General features: G+C 35.3%; 16 protein-coding genes. 15 read left to right on the top strand and 1 reads right to left on the bottom strand.

Annotated features, from left to right (window positions below; genetic code table 11):
- The first annotated feature begins 39 nt into the window (after positions 1-39).
- The 15 genes from MR053_RS02280 to MR053_RS02210 all read left to right on the top strand — a co-directional run bounded on the left by MR053_RS02280 (position 40) and on the right by MR053_RS02210 (position 13,893).
- The gene (locus tag MR053_RS02280) at positions 40-969 is read left to right on the top strand and encodes a bifunctional riboflavin kinase/FAD synthetase (RefSeq protein WP_242130865.1); all 930 of its coding nucleotides are present in this window, start codon (positions 40-42) and stop codon (positions 967-969) included.
- Positions 970-1,026: 57 nt separating this feature from the next.
- The gene (gene serS / locus MR053_RS02275) at positions 1,027-2,298 is read left to right on the top strand and encodes a serine--tRNA ligase (protein ID WP_242130864.1); all 1,272 of its coding nucleotides are present in this window, start codon (positions 1,027-1,029) and stop codon (positions 2,296-2,298) included.
- Positions 2,299-2,748: 450 nt separating this feature from the next.
- Positions 2,749-4,524, top strand: coding sequence for a tetratricopeptide repeat protein (locus MR053_RS02270; RefSeq protein ID WP_242130863.1), 1,776 nt, complete (start codon positions 2,749-2,751; stop codon positions 4,522-4,524).
- Between the two features lie 80 nt (positions 4,525-4,604).
- Entirely contained in the window at positions 4,605-5,117 is a 513-nt protein-coding gene (locus MR053_RS02265) for a GNAT family N-acetyltransferase (RefSeq protein ID WP_242130862.1), read from the top strand.
- A 91-nt stretch (positions 5,118-5,208) separates the two neighbouring features.
- Positions 5,209-5,532 carry a DUF4286 family protein gene (locus MR053_RS02260; protein ID WP_242130861.1) on the top strand — a complete coding sequence of 108 codons (324 nt, stop codon included), beginning with the start codon at positions 5,209-5,211 and terminating at the stop codon, positions 5,530-5,532.
- Positions 5,533-5,602: 70 nt separating this feature from the next.
- Positions 5,603-6,394, top strand: coding sequence for a 16S rRNA (adenine(1518)-N(6)/adenine(1519)-N(6))-dimethyltransferase RsmA (gene rsmA, locus MR053_RS02255; RefSeq protein ID WP_242130860.1), 792 nt, complete (start codon positions 5,603-5,605; stop codon positions 6,392-6,394).
- A gap of 41 nt (positions 6,395-6,435) precedes the next feature.
- Complete coding sequence (gene mgtE / locus MR053_RS02250) at positions 6,436-7,806, top strand: magnesium transporter (RefSeq protein ID WP_242130859.1); 1,371 nt, start codon at positions 6,436-6,438, stop codon at positions 7,804-7,806.
- A 67-nt stretch (positions 7,807-7,873) separates the two neighbouring features.
- Positions 7,874-8,851, top strand: coding sequence for a 2-hydroxyacid dehydrogenase (locus MR053_RS02245; RefSeq protein ID WP_242130858.1), 978 nt, complete (start codon positions 7,874-7,876; stop codon positions 8,849-8,851).
- A gap of 26 nt (positions 8,852-8,877) precedes the next feature.
- On the top strand, positions 8,878-9,333 hold the full coding sequence (locus tag MR053_RS02240; protein WP_242130857.1) for a DUF1801 domain-containing protein: 456 nt from the start codon (positions 8,878-8,880) through the stop codon (positions 9,331-9,333).
- Positions 9,334-9,732: 399 nt separating this feature from the next.
- Positions 9,733-10,497, top strand: a complete 765-nt coding sequence (locus MR053_RS02235) for a sulfite exporter TauE/SafE family protein (protein ID WP_242130856.1) — start codon at positions 9,733-9,735, stop codon at positions 10,495-10,497.
- Between the two features lie 52 nt (positions 10,498-10,549).
- Positions 10,550-10,954 carry a TM2 domain-containing protein gene (locus MR053_RS02230; RefSeq protein ID WP_242130855.1) on the top strand — a complete coding sequence of 135 codons (405 nt, stop codon included), beginning with the start codon at positions 10,550-10,552 and terminating at the stop codon, positions 10,952-10,954.
- Positions 10,955-11,046: 92 nt separating this feature from the next.
- Complete coding sequence (locus MR053_RS02225) at positions 11,047-11,370, top strand: ArsR/SmtB family transcription factor (protein WP_242130854.1); 324 nt, start codon at positions 11,047-11,049, stop codon at positions 11,368-11,370.
- A 108-nt stretch (positions 11,371-11,478) separates the two neighbouring features.
- Positions 11,479-11,994: a DUF6428 family protein gene (locus MR053_RS02220; RefSeq protein WP_242130853.1), complete on the top strand. Its 516-nt coding sequence runs from the start codon at positions 11,479-11,481 to the stop codon at positions 11,992-11,994.
- Positions 11,995-12,087: 93 nt separating this feature from the next.
- On the top strand, positions 12,088-12,513 hold the full coding sequence (locus MR053_RS02215) for an arsenate reductase ArsC (RefSeq protein ID WP_242130852.1): 426 nt from the start codon (positions 12,088-12,090) through the stop codon (positions 12,511-12,513).
- Between the two features lie 45 nt (positions 12,514-12,558).
- Positions 12,559-13,893: a sulfatase family protein gene (locus MR053_RS02210; protein WP_242130851.1), complete on the top strand. Its 1,335-nt coding sequence runs from the start codon at positions 12,559-12,561 to the stop codon at positions 13,891-13,893.
- On the opposite strand, the gene MR053_RS02205 is transcribed toward MR053_RS02210, so the two are convergent.
- On the bottom strand, positions 13,890-15,716 hold the full coding sequence (locus tag MR053_RS02205; RefSeq protein WP_242130850.1) for a GNAT family N-acyltransferase: 1,827 nt from the start codon (positions 15,714-15,716) through the stop codon (positions 13,890-13,892). The genes MR053_RS02210 and MR053_RS02205 overlap by 4 nt on opposite strands.
- Positions 15,717-15,730 lie beyond the last annotated feature (14 nt).

Raw genomic sequence — 15,730 nt, 5'->3', positions numbered from 1 at the left:
TATAATCCTCTTTTTTATTTTTGCTCTAATTATATTAATTTGAAAATACTCAACAAAATAGAAATAAATCAGGGTTCTATTGTCACTATTGGAACCTTCGATGGTGTACATATTGGTCATCAAAAAATTATTTCACGTCTGGTTAATACTGCTAAGGAAGAAGGTTTAAAATCGGCAATACTCACGTTTTTTCCACATCCCAGAATGGTATTGCAAAAAGATGCCAGCATAAAATTAATAAACACTATAGACGAGCGCTATGCCATTTTGGAGTCCTTGGGGTTGGATTATCTGCTCATTAAAAAATTTACCAAAGAATTTTCCCGTATGGGGGCCGAAGATTTTGTTAAGGATATTTTGGTGGATAAACTACATGCTAAAAAGATAATTATTGGTTACGACCATAGGTTTGGTAGAAATAGAAATGCCAACATAGACGATTTAAAACGATTTGGAGACCAATATGGCTTTGCAGTTGAAGAAATCTCTGCCCAAGACATTGATGAGGTAGCGGTGAGTTCTACAAAAATTAGAAACGCATTAAACGAAGGGGATATCATTAAGGCCAATGCTTATTTAGGCTATAATTTTATGCTTAACGGTACGGTTGTTAAAGGCAGGAAATTAGGAAAACAATTGGGTTTTCCAACAGCTAATGTTCATATTAACGAAGACTATAAACTTATACCTAAGCAAGGGGCTTATATTGTAAGTTCGGTAATTGACGGCGTTTTAGTTTATGGCATGATGAATATAGGTGTAAATCCAACCGTAAGTGGAGAAAGGTTGTCTATTGAAGTCCATTTTATTAACTTCAACAAAGATATCTATAACAAAAAAATTAGAATTGAATTATTGCAACGTTTACGTGATGAACAAAAGTTTGACTCTGTGGATAGGCTCAAGGCCCAATTGCTCGAAGATAAAAAAGTCTTGTTGTCGTATATTTTAAATGAAGATAATAACTAAAGAAATATTTCTTTACGCTTACGAATTCACTAAATTTGTCGCTTAAATTTTCATTACATGTTACAGGTCCCATTTATAAGAGAAAACAAAGAGCAGGTAATTAAAGGGTTGGCAAAGCGTAATATTGATGCTGTCATTATGGTCGATGCTGTTATTGCTTTAGATGAAGAGCGAAGAAGCATTCAAACCCAATTGGATAATATCTTGGCCGAGTCTAATAGTATTTCTAAAGAAATAGGATTGTTATATAAATCGGGAAACGTAGAGCAAGCCAATGCCTTAAAAGCAAAGACAGGGGAGTTAAAGGAATCTTCTAAAACGCTTAATGATGCTTTAAACAATAAGGTAACTGAGCTTAATGAGTTACTCTACAAAATTCCAAATGTGCCCAATAATTTGGTGCCAGATGGAAATACCGATGAAGATAATGAAGAAGTCTACCGAGAGGGTGATATCCCTAAATTATTTGAAGGCGCCTTACCACATTGGGAGTTGGCTAAGAAATATGACATAATAGATTTTGAATTGGGGAACAAAATCACAGGAGCTGGGTTCCCAGTTTATAAAGGTAAAGGTGCACGATTACAACGTGCTTTGATTGCTTATTTTTTAGATAAGAATACTGCTGCAGGCTATACCGAATATCAATTACCCCATTTAGTAAATGAAGCTTCAGGTTTTGGTACGGGCCAGTTGCCGGACAAAGAGGGTCAAATGTATCACGTCACAGCAGATAATTTGTATTTAATTCCTACAGCAGAAGTGCCTGGGACCAATATTTTTAGGGACACCTTATTAAACGAAAGTGATTTGCCCATAGGCATTACGGGCTATACCCCTTGTTTTCGTCGAGAAGCAGGAAGTTATGGAGCACATGTGAGGGGGCTGAACAGATTGCATCAATTCGATAAGGTTGAAATTTTACGTATAGAGCATCCCTCCAATTCTTATAGGGCATTAGATGGCATGGTAGATCATGTGAAAACTATTTTAAAGGAACTTAAACTACCTTATCGCATTTTAAGACTTTGTGGGGGTGATTTAGGTTTCACGTCGGCATTGACTTACGATTTTGAAGTGTTTTCTACAGCGCAGGAAAAGTGGTTGGAAATATCCTCTGTATCCAATTTTGAAACCTTTCAAGCCAACCGATTAAAGTTGCGTTTTAAAAACAGCAATGGCAAAAATGAATTGGCCCATACCCTTAATGGAAGTTCTTTGGCCTTGCCAAGGGTACTAGCAGGTATTTTAGAAAATTATCAAACAAAGGAAGGCATTCTTGTGCCAGAAATACTGCAATCCTATACTGGTTTTAGCATCATAAATTAGTAAGACTATACCTTCAAAATATAATAACGCTACTTAAAATCATCGTTGAAATACATGTTTATCATGTTTTTTGACGATTTTTTTATACAATCCTTTGTGTTTTCTTAGATATTTCTCAAGTTAGCACAACCAAATCTCAAATTTAACCTACCATGAAAAATGTTAAACGCATTATTTTGCTTATTACTCTTGTTTTTTTCGTAAGTAAAGTTTTGTTTTCAGATTTCGAAATCATAAAATCTGAAAACAAAATTGCGGCAATTGTTAGTAAATAACACAGGGATTATTTAATTAAAATTATTGTCCCCAATCGAGTAATTATATCGTTTTTTAACTAACGGTAGTTAATAGGCAAATTTATTTTGGTTGGTTAGTGCCCGAATTTCTATTCGGGCATTTTTTATAACCATATTAGCAATGTAGCCAGTTCTCATTTATTATATTTACAATATGAGAGTCCTCTATATTATATGTTTTCTTTTTACACTTGGTGGCGTAGCACAGAACGATGCTATTGCTAAAGACTATTATAATAATGGAGACTTTGAAAAGGCATTACATGAATATAAAAAATTATATGCCCAATCACCTTCCAACATCAATTACATAAACCAAATAGTAAGTACCCATCAGCAGTTGGAACAGTATGATGAAGCTGAGACATTTTTACTAAGCATCATGGAACGGCTTAATTACCCTGCTTTTTTTGTTGAATTGGGATATAATTTTCAGTTGAAAAACGATTTGGATAAAGCAAATAGCTATTACAATAAGGCATTGCTAAGCATAGAGGAGAACCCAAATCATGTATTTGGTATTGCTAGGACCTTTCAAATACATACGCTTTTGGATCAAGCTATTCAATCCTATACCAAAGCCAAAGCGTTAAAACCTGAATTTAATTTTGATCTTCAGTTGGCACAACTGTATGGTGAGCAAGGTAATATTGAACAGATGTTTGTTAGTTATGTAGATTATACATTGTCCAATCCAGTTGCACTTAACACGATTAAACGAGCGATTAATAATTTTATAACGGAAGATAGTACCAATGAAAATAATATTCTTTTTAGGAAAATCCTGCTTAGAAAAATTCAGGAAGAGCCCAATGTGTTATGGAACCGATTATTAAGCTGGCTTTTTATTCAACAAAAGGATTTTAAAAAAGCATTTATACAAGAGAAGGCCATTTTTAATCGTGAAGAAGGAGGTATATCCGGATTGGAAGAGCTAGCACTTATTGCACTTAATGACGGTCAAGATATTATTGCCTTGGATATCTTTACATTTTTAATTGACACTGCCCAAGATATCGACACCCAATTAAGCGCTTACTACAATACTATGCTTATTAAAACAAAGTTGGCAAGTAAAACAGATTATGAAGACATTAATGAGCAATACCTAAAAATATTTGAATTATATGGTAAATTGCCCCAAACCTTGGGTATTCAAATCTCCTATGCCCACTTCTTGGCATTTTATATGGACGACCCTAAACAAGCGACCGAAGTTTTGGAAGCTGCTTTGGAACTGCCCTTGACAGCATTGGAAAAAGCCGAGGTGAAGTTGGAATTGGGTGATATTTTATTACTTCAGGAAAAGTTCAATAAAGCGCTAATTTATTTTTCACAAATACAGCGGAATTTAAAAAACAGCACCATTTCACAAGAAGCGCGCTTTAAAGTGGCTAAGGCAAGTTATTACAAAGGCGATTTTAAATGGGCCGAAGCACAATTAAAAATTTTAAAATCATCAACGTCCCAACTTATTGCGAACGATGCCCTAGATTTGAAATTATTGATTTCAGACAATAAGTATGAAGACTCAACCCAAACGGCTTTAAAGCTTTATGCTAAGGCCGATTTGTTAGCGTTTCAAAACAAAAAAGAGGCTGCAATAGCTATACTTGATAAGATTTTGAAAGCACATAAAACAGAACCTATTATAGCCCAAGCACTATATAAGCAAGGTCAATTGTTTGAGGAGCAAGAACAATATGATAAGGCGGTTACCAATTACGAATTGGTTATTGGCAATTATCGTGATGGTATTTTAATGGACGATGCCCTTTTTAGATTGGCCAAAATATATTTGAAACAGTTCAACGAAGTCGAAAAAGCCAAGTCCTTATTAGAGCAAATTATTTTTCACCATGCTGATAGTATTTATTTCGTAGAGGCTAGGAAATTATATAGAACGTTAAGAGGAGACGCTATTAATTAACAAATTAAAATTTTCAAATTTTAAAACTTGGGGATATTCTTTTTTTGGATTTGAGATTTTAGTTTTTTGGAATTTAATCAATGATACAAGCAGAAACAGAAAGACTCCTACTCTCAAAAATTACATTAAAAGAGGCTTCCTTTTTTGTAGAACTCATGAATACACCAAGTTTTTTAAAATACGTTGGAGATAGGTATATTAAATCGCAGAAAGATGCTAGGGAACATATAAAAAATAGATTTTTAAAAAGTTATAATACGTATGGGTTTGGATACTATAAATTGACCTTAAGGGAACAACCCAATATACCCATTGGTGTTGTTGGTATTTTAAAACGTGAAGTCATGGAACATCCCGATGTTGGTTTCGCATTGCTTCCTCAATATGAAAAGCAAGGCTATGGTTATGAAGCTTCAGTGGAAATGTTGAAATGGGCTAAAGAAAAATTCAAGATTAGAAGGATATTGGCCATTACAGATCCAGATAATGGTAAATCAATTAAGTTGTTGGAAAAATTAGGGTTAACCTTTGAAAAAAGAATAAATCCTTTTGATGAAGACAAGGAACTCTTGTTATTTGCAAAAGATTTATAAATCTAACGCACTAACTAAATCCCAGATAACAATTTAATTACTGAGCTGTTTTTGGAATTTGTTATTTAATTTTTTCGGAATTTTTTAGATTATGATAATATACAACGTCACCGTAAACATAGACGAAAGTATCCACGACGAATGGTTGCAGTGGATAAAAGAACATATCCCACAAGTATTGGGTACTGGTAAATTTGATAAAGCAACGCTATCAAGAGTGCTGGTTGAAGAGGATATGGGAGGGGTTACCTATTCCATTCAATACCGTTCTTATTCCCGAGAGGCGTTAGATACATATTATAGAGAAGATGCCGAACGGTTAAGGACTGATGGTTTAAAAAAGTTTGCCGATAAGATGCTGGCGTTTAGAACAGAGTTGGAGATTATAGATGAATATTCAGTAGAATTTAAGTAATTCCCATTTTAGCAGAGCTAGGAATCCATTTAGATAGTTTACTTTTGTTTTAATCAAAAGTTGAAAATCTGTGGCCGATAATTACCAAGTAAAAGCAAAAAAGCATTTAGGACAGCATTTTTTGAAGGATGAAAACATTGCCCAAAAAATAGCTGATTCCTTAACCTTAAAAGGTTACAAGAAGGTGTTGGAAATAGGTCCAGGTATGGGGGTTCTTACCAAGTATTTACTTAAAAAGGACTTAACAACTTATGTTATAGAAATTGACACAGAATCGGTTGAATACCTAAAAGTCAATTACTTAAATTTGGCATCACGAATTATTGAAAAAGATTTTTTAAAGTACGATTTAAACCAAGTATTTAATAATGATCCTTTTGCTATTATTGGAAACTATCCATATAACATATCGTCACAAATTGTTTTTAAAGCCTTAGAAATGCGTCACCAAATTCCTGAGTTTTCAGGCATGTTTCAAAAGGAGGTAGCACAACGTATTTGTTCTAAGGAAGGTAGTAAGGTATATGGTATTTTATCGGTGTTAACTCAGGCATTTTACGAAGCCGAATACTTGTTTACCGTACCGCCATCGGTATTTAATCCGCCGCCAAAGGTAGATTCTGGAGTACTAAGGCTTATTAGAAAAGAGAATTATACGTTGCCTTGCGGTGAAGCTTTATTTTTTAAAGTGGTAAAAACGGCTTTTGGGCAGCGTAGAAAAACATTGCGTAACAGTTTAAAAACATTCAATTTACCCGATAATTTAAAAGCAAATAGTATATTTGGAAAACGTCCAGAACAATTAAGTGTGCAGCAGTTTATAGAACTGGTGCAATTAATTGAAACCAATATACAAGGATAATAACTTTGTCATTTCGACAGAGTGCAACGACGAGAAATCTCATGTCTGAAGAAAAGGAGAACATACAATTTGAATTGACCGATGCGCTTATCGAGCAAGTGGAGTTGCTTATCGAAACAAAAAACGATAAGGAACTTAAAAAATTGCTGGATGAGTTCCACTATGCAGATATTGCTGAAATTCTAGATGAACTCAATCTGGAAGAAGCCATCTATGTCATAAAATTGTTGGATTCTGAGACAACTTCCGATGTGTTAATGGAGCTTGACGAAGATATTCGTGAGAAAGTTCTAAAAAACCTATCGGACAAAGAAATCGCTGAAGAAATTGAAGAACTAGATACCGACGATGCTGCTGATATTATTGCCGAATTACCTGAAGAACGACAACAGGTTGTTATCTCCCAAATTGAAGACCAAGAGCATAAGGCTGAAATTGAAGAGCTTTTAGCTTATGATGAAGATTCTGCAGGAGGTCTAATGGCCAAAGAGTTAGTAAAAGTTTACGAAACATGGACGGTAGCAGGTTGTTTACGTCGTATTAGGGGTCAGGCTAAAGAAGTAACCCGAGTACACTCCATTTATGTTGTGGATAAGCAGGATAAATTGGTGGGACGTTTGTCCCTAAAAGATTTAATCGTCGCCAAAAGCGAACAAAAAATAGCAGATATTTCGAATAGTAGTGTGGATTGGGTACACGTTAATGATGACGTAGAAGATGTAGCTAAAATCATGGCCAAATACGATTTGGAAGCCATCCCAGTTGTAGACGACAATAAAACGCTGTTGGGAAGAATTACCATTGATGATATTGTAGATGTTTTAAAGGAAGAAGCCGATAAAGATTACCAACTCGCCGCTGGTATTACCCAAGATGTCGATTCAGATGATAGTATTTTAGATCTAACCAAAGCACGTTTACCATGGTTGTTTTTGGGTTTGGTTGGTGGTGTTGGGGCGTTTTTGATTATGGAGGGCTTTCAAGAAGCATTTAATAAATATGCCGTTTTGTTCTTTTTTACGCCGCTTATAGCAGCCATGGCGGGTAATGTAGGGGTTCAATCCAGTGCTATTATAGTGCAGGGTTTGGCAAACGACGATGTTAAAGGCAGTGTTAATAGTCGTTTAATCAAAGAGATGCTTCTTGCAGCTTTAAATGGACTTATTTTAGCTGCATTTTTATTTCTATTTGTATGGGCTTCCAAAGGTGAAATGAATACCGCTTTTGCAATTTCAATATCCTTGGTGGCCGTTATTATTGTAGCAGGGCTCATAGGTACTTTTGTGCCCTTATTTTTAGATAAACGAGGTATAGACCCAGCCATTGCAACAGGCCCATTTATAACCACGAGCAACGATATTTTTGGCATCCTTATCTATTTTTGGATAGCAAAATTGATTTTGGGGATTTAAGCATATTATATGCTGAACTTGTTTAAACATTCCATTATTTTTTACATTTGAGCAATATTCATTTTTTATGAAAATCCTCCATCTCGATACCAATCATCCACTTTTAATAGATCAGCTTAATGATTTAGGATTCGTTAACCATGAAGATTATAAGTCTTCAAGGGCTGACATTGAAGAAAAAATTATGGTTTATGATGGTATAATAATTAGAAGTCGTTTTACAATAGATAGATCATTTTTAGATGCTGCAACTAATTTAAAATTCATTGGTCGAGTGGGTGCTGGGCTAGAGAATATTGATTGTGATTATGCACAACAAAAAGGAGTGCATTTAATAGCTGCGCCCGAAGGTAACCGCAATGCGGTGGGTGAACATACCTTAGGTATGTTGTTGTCCTTGTTTAACAAGCTTAATAAAGCGGACGCAGAGGTTAGGCAAGGCAGGTGGTTACGTGAAGATAATCGTGGTATTGAATTGGATGGCAAAACAGTCGGACTTATTGGTTATGGCAACATGGGAAAAGCCTTTGCAAAGAAACTAAGAGGATTTGACGTTGAGGTTCTTTGCTATGATATTAAAAATGGCGTTGCAGATGAAAACGCGAAGCAAGTTTCTTTAACAAAGCTTCAAGAAAAGGCAGATGTGGTTAGTTTGCATACGCCACAAACCCCTTTAACAATGAATATGATTAATACCGAATTTATTTCTGCCTTTGAAAAACCATTTTGGTTTTTAAATACGGCTCGTGGTAAAAGTGTAGTGACGGCCGATTTGGTTGCGGCATTACAATCAGGGAAAATTTTAGGGGCAGGTTTGGATGTTTTAGAATACGAAAAAGCCTCTTTCGAGAACCTTTTTAAGAGAAGAGATGTTTCAAACAAAATAGAGACAAAAGAAATGGATGAAGAAATGCCAAAGGCATTTCGATATTTAATTTCAGCTGAAAATGTTCTATTGAGCCCACATGTAGCAGGTTGGACGGTTGAAAGCAAAATAAAATTGGCACAGACCATAGTAGATAAGATTAAGGCAAAATTTTGTTAACTTTAGGTTTTACTTAAGTCCATGCTATGCAATACAAAGCCACATCGCCCGATGATTATATCAATCTGGTTCCAAAAGACCATCGGGATGCCTTAATAAAGCTACGAAAAACCATTGCAGCAAACTTACCTGAAGGTTTTGAAGAAGGCATAAACTATAATATGATAGGGTATTACATTCCACATTCGGTTTATCCAAACGGATATCATTGCGATCCAAAACTGCCTTTACCCTTTATGAATATTGCTTCACAAAAAAATTCTATAAATGTATATCACATGGGGATTTATACCAATGAAAGTTTAAAGAAATGGTTTGTGGATACCTATAAAAAGCAATCGACCAAAAAATTGGATATGGGGAAAAGTTGTATACGGTTTAAAAAGGGGGAAGATATTCCCTTTGGTTTAATAGGTGAGCTGGCAGGTAAAATATCAGCTAATGAATGGATAACTTATTATGAAACTGTAATAAAAAAATAAGTTTTAAAAAAGTAATCACTCTAATGAAACATTATAAGAACTTACACAATAACTACTTGCAAAAAGACGATACTGAAACTAAACGTTAGAAGAATAGATGGTCTGTATTTTATGGAAGAAAAACAATCAAGGAAATGATGGTAGCTTGTAGTGGAGTATGTTTACCAAGGATACAAAATACGATAAACCTTCAAAAAATTATGTTTAACTATCGTGTGGAGAACCTCGAGAAACTTATTTAGGTTTTTTAAAGATGAAGACATTACTGTAATTGGCCAAGTTAAAACTTATTAATATGGTAAGTTTGGTTGGATTATAGATAACCGGGAGAATAAAATTGAATTGTGGGAACCTATAGATAGTGCTTTTTTGTAACTTCGTTGCTTCAAATAATTGCTCTTGTCTTACATAGAAATACTAGAATCTTATAACTTAACTGCACTACAATGGATAGCCATAAGTTTTGCGGTTTTTTTATTAGGTCTAGCCAAAGCAGGTGTTAAGGGCATAGGGATTATTATTGTCATTATTCTTGCTTTTGTGTTTGGCGAAAAAGCATCCACGGGGATATTGTTGCCCATGCTTATTGTGGCCGATATTTTGGCTGTGATATACTATAATAGACACACCCAATGGATTTATATTAAAAAATTAATGCCTTGGATGATAGTTGGTGTTTTGATTGGAGTTTGGATAGGCAATGATATTTCAGAGTTACTGTTTAAAAGAATCATGGCGATCATTATTATAGTCTCTGTGTTTATTATGGTTTATACCGAAAACAAAAAGACTTTAGTGTTACCTAAACATAAATTGTTTTCTGGTTCAGCTGGTTTTTTGGCTGGGTTTACAACCATGATAGGCAATTTAGCTGGACCAATATCGAACATCTACTTTCTGGCTACTCGATTACCAAAAAACGAATTTATTGGAACGGCCGCATGGCTCTTCTTTATTATTAATGTGTTTAAGTTACCATTTCACTTTTTTGTGTGGCATACCGTGAGTAAGGAAACCCTAGTTTTAAATTTGGTTATGGTGCCAGCAGTTGTAATGGCTTTTTTTATTGGAGCATCTGTAGTAAAGTTAATCTCTAATTTAAATTACAGGCGCTTTATTTTATTCGTCACGGCTTTGGGAGGTATTTTAATGTTGTTTAGGTAAAATGTGAGTTTTTTTTTGCTAAATTTAAACCACTAATTTAAAATCAATTAAAATGTCTGATGATAAAAATTTAAGAGATGACCTAAATGATATGTTAGGTGACGCTAAGGAAAAAGCAAATGAATTTGCAAAAGAGGCCAAAGAATCAGCTTCAGAGTTTGCTGAAGGAGCTAAAGAAACCTTTGCTTCTGGCGAAAACAAAAAAATATTGGCTGGAGTTTTAGGCATTCTTTTTGGCGGACTTGGTATACATAAGTTTATTTTGGGTTATAATAAGGAAGGAGGGATTCTTCTGGGAGCAACATTAATAGGTATTCTTTTATCATGTGTTGGTATTGGTATTTTGTTTGTTTGGATACCTGGTGTTATTGGATTTATTGAAGGTATCATCTATTTGACGAAGTCTGATTCAGAATTTTATAACACCTATCAAGCAGGGAAAAAACCTTGGTTTTAATATTACAAATAATAAAAAGTCAAAAATATAAGTTTTGGCTTTTTTATTTCATTTTAATATCGTAATATTGCGATATGTAAATAATTAAAATCATGGGAGTAACAAAAACACAAATATTTACAGAGCAACAAAACGATTTGGCTCAGTTATTTAAGGTATTGGGACATCCTGCCAGAGTTGCTATTTTACAGTATATAAGCAATCAAAATGCTTGTATTTGTAATGATTTGGTTGCAGAAATAGGCTTGGCTCAAGCCACCATTTCCCAACACTTAAAAGAACTTAAAACCATTGGATTGCTTAAAGGCGAAGTAGAAGGAAAAAGTATGTGTTACTGTATTGATATTGAGCGCTGGACTGCAATTCAAAAGCAATTGAATCAATTTTTTAATACCACAAAGTCAAACTGTTGTTAAATGAAGTTAACAGGATGAAATTGAGTAATTAGTCTCTTTTTGCCATTACAATAAAACAAAACGGCAATGAAAAAAGTTTAACAAGAAATAACACACATTAAAATAATCATGAAAACACAAGAATTATTCACAGTATTGAAGAGCAATAAAGATAAATCTTTGTTGTTTGAGTATGCGCCTAACTTGTTGGTTGGTGCTAATTATCACATTACCGAAGTAAAACATGTAACAATTGACTCTGTAGATTGTGGTGCACAAACCGATGCATGGAAAGAAACAATCATTCAGTTATGGGAAAGTCCTATGGAGTTGGGTAAAACAGAATATATGTCGGTATACAAAGCTCTTTCTATTTTAAAGAAAGTAGAAAAAATGAAACCGTTTCAATTAACTTCCGAGGTAAAGTTTGAATATGGCAATACGACTTTCCATACGACTCAGTTATTTGTTAACGATTTCGAAATACGAGGTAATAACTTAATGTTTAAATTAGCCGTTGAAAAAACAGATTGCAAGGCAAAATCCACATGTGGCACTTCGACTACGCTCAGTACAAGTGAACCAGAAGAGCAACATGCATTAGTAGAGGAACCCTGTTGTTCACCAAGTGGAAATTGTTGTTAGAAAACAGTTATCATTTCTGAGAAGACAGGAATCCATATGATGAAAAAACCATTTAAAAATAGATTCCTGCCTTTGCAGGAATGACAAATTGAGATGAAAAACATACTTGTTTTATGTACAGGAAATTCCTGTAGAAGTCAGATTGCCCATGGTTACATAAACCATTTTTTGAAAGGGCGAAATGTTGCCGTTTATAGTGCTGGAATTGAAACCCATGGTATTAATCCGGGAGCTGCGGCCATTATGAAAGAAGATGGCATTAGTATAGACCATCACACTTCAAACCATGTAGATGAATATAGCCATATAAACTTCGACTACATCATTACCGTTTGTGACCATGCCAACGAAAATTGCCCATATATCCCAAGTAAGAATGCCCTGCGCTTACACCATAATTTTTATGATCCATCAAAATTAGAAGGAACAGAAGACGAAAAGCATACCGCTTTCTTAAAGGCCAGAGAGGAAATTAAAGCGTATTTTAAGGATTTTGTATCAGAGTATTTTAGGGGTTAATCCCTTTAAAATAAATGTTATTTTTGGATAAACTTTGTTTGTCCAATGAAAAAACCAGCGTTTGTTTTAGGGCTTTTATTCATGATACTTTGCTCTTGTCGAGGAGGTGTAAGAGAAAATAAACCAAATATCATCATCTTTTTTACAGACGATCAAGGTTATGCCGATGTAGGGGTTTATGGTGCTGAAGGATTCGAAACACCGCACTTAGATGCCTTGGCTAATGATGGTATAAGGTTTACCGATTTTTATGTTCCTGCAACGGTGTGTACCCCTTCTAGGGTCGCCTTATTAACAGGGAAATACCCAAAACGCGTGAATATGCAAGAAGGCGTGCTTTCACCATATTCAACTAGCGGACTAGATCCCAATGAATACACACTAGCTGAGTTATTAAAGGACAATGGATATACAACCTCCTGTATAGGCAAATGGCATTTAGGACATTTGGAAGAATTTATGCCCAATAATCAGGGGTTTGATGAGTTTTATGGTGTACCCTATTCCAACGATATGGATGGCTATTATTATTCCCATAACAGTTTTCAATCACCGCCATTGCCGTTTTACAGAAATACAGAGCTCGTTGGTGAAGGTATAGACCAACGCTTATTGACCAAACGGTATACCGAAGAAGCTGTTAAGCAAATAAAAGAGCAGCAAAAAGGGCAACCATTTTTTATGTATTTGGCGCATACTATGCCCCATACCCCATTACATGTGTCTGAGCAATTTTCAGGAAAGAGTACTTTAGGTCTTTACGGTGATGTTATAATGGAGTTAGACTGGAGTATGGGGGAGATTGTTAGCGCATTAAAAGAAGAGGGGATTTATGAAAACACAATAATTATATTTACATCAGATAATGGGCCACAAATTGGTTCTGCAAAACCTTTAAGGGGTAAAAAAGCCCAAACCTGGGAAGGAGGCCAACGTGTTCCAGGAATTATGAGTTGGCCAAAAAAAATACCTAAGGGTACTGTAAGCTCAGAAATGGTGACAACTTTGGACGTATTCCCAACTTTAGCCAAGGTGGTAGGTGCAAATATTGAAACGTTAAAAGGATTGGATGGGGATGATATTTCAGCCTTTATAACACGCCCTAATTCTGTGAAATTAAAAGAACGCCCATTTTATTATTATGCCAGGAACGGTGATTTGGAAGCCGTTCGCTTAGGTGATTGGAAACTGCACATTTCAAAAAGTTTGGGATGGAATGCTAAGGAAGATGGCGAATTTCAAACGGCACTTTATAATTTAAAAACTGATATTGGTGAGCAACATAATATTGCTGAAAAGCACCCAGCTATTGTTGACCGATTAAAGCAAATTATGATTGTGTTTGATGCTGAGTTATATAACAAAGCATTTAAAAACTAATCCCCGTTATTCTCCAGCTTACGTTCCAATTCGGCCTGGAATTCTTCCATAACTGGACGTACGGTGCTTTCTGGAAGATCAGCAATTTTAATGTACATCAACCCATCTACCGCATTATTAAATAAGGGGTCTACATTAAAGGCAACCAGTTTGGCGTTTTGTTTAATGTATTTTTTAAGCAGTACGGGCAAGCGCAAGGCCCCTGGTTCCACTTCATCAATAATTTTATCGAACTTGTTTAAGTCGGCTTCGGTTTCATCAAAAACAAAGTCCTTGTCGGCATCCTTCAACTTCACCTTAAATTCCTTTTTTGGGTGCACGTATTGTGCTATGTAGGGGTCGTAATAATGCGATTTCATAAACTCAATCATCAGCGACTTTGAGAAGTTAGAAAACTGGTTGCTAATACTTACCCCACCAATTAAATACTTATGTTCTGGATAGCGTAAGGTGGTATGTACAATACCTTTCCAAAGTAAAAATAAAGGCATAGGGCGTTGCTGGTATTCTTTAATAATAAAGGCACGTCCCATTTCTATGGACTGGCTCATCATCTTGTACAATTCTGGTTCAAAACGAAACAAATCCTGCAGATAAAACCCGTTAATTCCATAACGGTCAAAAATTAGCGATCCTAAGCCCATACGGTAAGCCCCAACGATAACTTGCTTGTCGTTATCCCATAAAAACATGTGGTGGTAATAACTATCAAAGCTGTCCAGATCTATGGCTTCGTTGGTACCTTCTCCAACTTCCCTAAAGGTAATTTCCCGTAACCGTCCTATTTCCCTTAAAATATTAGGAATATGTTCAGCCTCGGCTAAAAACACTTCATAATTTTTACTTGTTAATAAGCGGTTGTCTTTTTCTCGAAGGGCTTCAACTTCTTGGTTCATAGTATTACTGTCAACCGGAGTAACGATATTTTTAGGAAGTTTAGGGGTTTTTAAGGACGAGGATATATTTTCTAATATTTTTGGTTTATCCTCAAAAGCATTAGACAACATATAGGTTTTTTTGCGCACAAAGTTTGAAAATTCCTCTAGTCCTTCAAACTCTTTTTGATCGGCTACAGCAATGGGTTTCCCAACCCTTACCTTAATCACACGTCGTTTTTGCGTTAATAGTTCCGAAGGTAATTTGGCCGTTCTAAAAGTGTCATTAATTTTTGATAACTTGTAAAATAGCTTACTGTTCTTGGCGTGAAAATAAATGGGTACAATAGGCACTTCAGCTTTTTTAATGAGTTTCATAGCAGCCTCTTCCCAAGGCTTATCAACCACCAATTTACCATCCCTGTAGGTCGATACTTCTCCAGCTGGAAAAATACCTAAAGGATGCCCATCCCTTAAATGTAAAATGGAATTTTTAAATCCAGAAACACTAGACATCACTTCCTTTCTGTCCTCGAAAGGATTAACCGGCATAATATAAGGTTTGAGTGGCTCTATGCGATGCAATAAAAAATTAGCGATAATCTTAAAGTCCTTGCGTTGTTCCAACATTAGTTTTAAAAGCAATATACCATCTATGCCTCCCAGCGGATGATTGGACACGGTAATATATGGCCCTTCTTTGGGCAAGCGTTTTAGGTCTTCCTCGGGAATTTCAAATTTGATTTGGAAATCATCTAAAATACCGTTTAAAAAGTCTAGATCTTTTAGGTGTTTGTTGCTGAGGTAAATTTTGTTGAGGGTGGATATTTTAAGTAGTTTCATTAAAATCCAACCGATGAACGTGCCTATAACACCATATTTATCCATTTGGATGGCCTTGGCAACTTCTTTTGCAGATACTAATCCAGAATGTTGTGGTTTGGTCATGGGCATAAATGTAC

The organism is Aestuariivivens marinum (genome assembly GCF_022662175.1).
Classification (GTDB): domain Bacteria; phylum Bacteroidota; class Bacteroidia; order Flavobacteriales; family Flavobacteriaceae; genus Aestuariivivens; species Aestuariivivens marinum.
The sequence above is the reverse complement of the archived record's forward strand: the minus strand, read 5'-3'. Positions and strand labels throughout refer to the sequence as shown.

Coding starts and splice junctions, on each gene's coding strand:
- serS (WP_242130864.1), top strand. CDS start 1,027: ATGTTACAGGTCCCATTTATAAGAGAAAACAAAGAGCAGGTAATTAAA.
- MR053_RS02270 (WP_242130863.1), top strand. CDS start 2,749: ATGAGAGTCCTCTATATTATATGTTTTCTTTTTACACTTGGTGGCGTA.
- MR053_RS02265 (WP_242130862.1), top strand. CDS start 4,605: ATGATACAAGCAGAAACAGAAAGACTCCTACTCTCAAAAATTACATTA.
- MR053_RS02260 (WP_242130861.1), top strand. CDS start 5,209: ATGATAATATACAACGTCACCGTAAACATAGACGAAAGTATCCACGAC.
- mgtE (WP_242130859.1), top strand. CDS start 6,436: ATGTCTGAAGAAAAGGAGAACATACAATTTGAATTGACCGATGCGCTT.
- MR053_RS02245 (WP_242130858.1), top strand. CDS start 7,874: ATGAAAATCCTCCATCTCGATACCAATCATCCACTTTTAATAGATCAG.
- MR053_RS02240 (WP_242130857.1), top strand. CDS start 8,878: ATGCAATACAAAGCCACATCGCCCGATGATTATATCAATCTGGTTCCA.
- MR053_RS02230 (WP_242130855.1), top strand. CDS start 10,550: ATGTCTGATGATAAAAATTTAAGAGATGACCTAAATGATATGTTAGGT.
- MR053_RS02225 (WP_242130854.1), top strand. CDS start 11,047: ATGGGAGTAACAAAAACACAAATATTTACAGAGCAACAAAACGATTTG.
- MR053_RS02220 (WP_242130853.1), top strand. CDS start 11,479: ATGAAAACACAAGAATTATTCACAGTATTGAAGAGCAATAAAGATAAA.
- MR053_RS02215 (WP_242130852.1), top strand. CDS start 12,088: ATGAAAAACATACTTGTTTTATGTACAGGAAATTCCTGTAGAAGTCAG.
- MR053_RS02210 (WP_242130851.1), top strand. CDS start 12,559: ATGAAAAAACCAGCGTTTGTTTTAGGGCTTTTATTCATGATACTTTGC.
- MR053_RS02205 (WP_242130850.1), bottom strand. CDS start 15,716: ATGACCAAACCACAACATTCTGGATTAGTATCTGCAAAAGAAGTTGCC.